Annotated in this window: 2 protein-coding genes and 1 tRNA gene; 2 read left to right on the forward strand and 1 reads right to left on the reverse strand. The window is 57.6% G+C overall.

Features of this window, described 5'->3' with window-relative positions; all coding sequences use genetic code 11:
* Window positions 1-167: 167 nt before the first annotated feature.
* Complete coding sequence (locus ACXRVY_RS27930; protein ID WP_223463765.1) at window positions 168-830, forward strand: glutathione S-transferase family protein; 663 nt, start codon at window positions 168-170, stop codon at window positions 828-830.
* 82 nt (window positions 831-912) lie between these two features.
* Here ACXRVY_RS27930 and ACXRVY_RS27935 read toward each other — a convergent pair.
* Window positions 913-987, reverse strand: a tRNA-Gln gene (locus ACXRVY_RS27935).
* A gap of 321 nt (window positions 988-1,308) precedes the next feature.
* On the opposite strand from ACXRVY_RS27935, the gene ACXRVY_RS27940 reads away from it, so the two are divergent.
* On the forward strand, window positions 1,309-1,641 hold a 333-nt coding region (locus tag ACXRVY_RS27940; protein ID WP_458238829.1), incomplete at its 3' end, for a hypothetical protein.

The raw sequence follows: 1,641 nt of genomic DNA on the forward strand, positions 1-1,641 counted from the left end.
ATCTGGTGCATGGCGATATGACCATAAACGCGGCATGCCTGATATTCAGGCCAGAATCTGCACTCTAACCCGAACGGCCCGCGCTGGACATCAGGGTGGAGCGCCTCGCGGATTGGCGGATGGCGACGGATAATAAAGCGGTTTCCATCTGACCGAGGATTTGAAGGATGCCACTGACTCTTTATTTCCACCCGCTCTCGTCGTTCTGCCACAAAGCGCTGATCGCGCTCTATGAACTGGACATCGCGTTTGAAAAAAGGCTCATCGACTTGGGCAACGAGGCCGACCGGGCCGAACTTCAAGCGCTGTGGCCGATCGGCAAGTTCCCGGTGCTTCACGATCACGCCCGGCAAAAGGCTGTGCCTGAATCGAGTGTGATCATTGAATATCTGGACCGGCTTCATCCCGGCCAGGCGCAGCTGATTCCGCACGATTGGGAGGCAGCCCTGGAAGTACGTCTGTGGGATCGCTTTTTCGACCTCCACATTCAGGTGCCAATGCAGAAGATCGTCGCTGACCGAATGAGCGCCGCCAACGGCGACCTGACCCGGGAACGCGCCGCGCTGATGACAGCGTACGGCATGCTTGAACGTCAGCTGGCCGCCAACACCTGGGCAGCCAGCCCGGCGTTCAGCATGGCCGATTGCGCCGCCGCCCCGGCGCTGTTCTATGCCAGCACCCTCGTGCCATTTCCCGACGATTACCAGCACTTGAGTGCTTATTTCGACAGGTTGGTCCAAAGGCCCTCGGTCAAGCGCGTGATCGACGAGGCAAGACCCTGGTTTTCCTGGTATCCGTTTGCCGAGGCCATCCCGGAGCGCTTTCGGTAGAGGTGGACAATGGGCGCAAAAACAGAAAAGCCGACGAATAATAACCGTCGGTCAAGTGTTATCTGATTGTGCAGGAAGAAAATGGCAGGGGCGGCTGGATTCGAACCAACGCATGGCAGGATCAAAACCTGCTGCCTTACCGCTTGGCGACGCCCCTGTATCTGTTGCGATGAGTGCCTGGCACTCGCTTTCTTGAGTGGCAACAAGAGCTGTTGCCTGCTTGCGCGAGAGGCTCTCTGAGGGCCTGTGCAAGAGTGGGCGCAAATTTACCAACCTTTGTCTCGTTTGGGAAGCCCCAATAAAACAATTTGTTTTTTAAAACAGACGCTTAGTGTTGAACCGCATCTTGGCGAGTGGTCGACACAGGTTCAGCCCGACCAGGTCTGCTACGCTTTTCCTTACTCGAATGGAATCGGGAATCGTTTGCGCAACACCCTTCCCCTTGCCATCTGAGGGCGCCAATGTGAAAGGCAAATTAATGACTCCCGCTGCAACCCTACTGGTGGTCGGGGCCGCGATCTATGGGTTGAACACCTGGGAACACATCCAGAGCCAGCGACAGGAAGCGGTCTGCAAGGCCGCCCGGGAGCATCTCAATCGGCTGGAAACCCAGACGCGGGCCTTGGCCTCCGGGTTGACGGTCGAAGCCTATGCCGAAGCTGAAAAAGCCGAGGCCGGCCAGTTGGTTTTAGCGCTCGATACCGCCAAAAATGCAGCCGAGGTCGATGCCGTCATCGACAAGCATGCTGCTGCCATCGAGGCGCAGATAACGGCCGAGGATGCAGAGGTCCAGTCCAAGGGCGAGCAACCC

Source organism: Pseudomonas sp. P5_A2_2, from assembly GCF_054177685.1.